At 73.3% G+C, this 498-nt stretch carries 1 protein-coding gene; it reads left to right on the forward strand.

Going from position 1 to position 498, the window contains the following annotated elements; translation table 11 throughout:
* Positions 1-498: phosphopantetheine-binding protein (locus F0185_RS34160; protein ID WP_167233136.1), on the forward strand; the 498-nt coding region annotated here is incomplete at both ends.

Here is a 498-nt window from a genome sequence, read left to right on the forward strand (position 1 = left end):
AGTACATGGTGCCAGGCGCGTTCGTGACGCTGGCGGCGCTGCCGCTCACGCCGAACGGCAAGCTGGACCGCAAGGCCTTGCCGGCGCCGGATGGCGCGGCACTGGCGCTGGCGTGTTACGCGGCGCCGCAAGGCGCCACCGAACAAGCGCTGTCCGCCATCTGGCAAGAACTACTCGGCGTGGAACGGGTCGGCCGCGAAGACCATTTCTTCGACCTGGGCGGGCATTCGCTGCTGGCGGTGCAACTGGCCTCGCGGGTGCGTCAGCGCATGGGGGCCGAACTGCCGCTGCGGACCCTGTTCGCGCGCCCGCTGCTGCGCGAGCTCGCTGGCAGCCTGGCGCAACTGGCGTGCGCGCCGCTGGCACCGATTGCGGCGGCCAGCCGCGCCGCGCCGCTGCCGCTCTCGTTCGCGCAGCAGCGCCTGTGGTTCCTGGACCAGCTCGACCACGCGGCCGGGGCGGCGTACCACATGCCGGCCGGGCTGCGCCTGTCGGGCC

Origin of the sequence: Massilia rubra (assembly GCF_011682065.1) — a bacterium.
In the GTDB taxonomy this organism is placed as follows: Bacteria; Pseudomonadota; Gammaproteobacteria; order Burkholderiales; family Burkholderiaceae_D; genus Telluria_A; species Telluria_A rubra.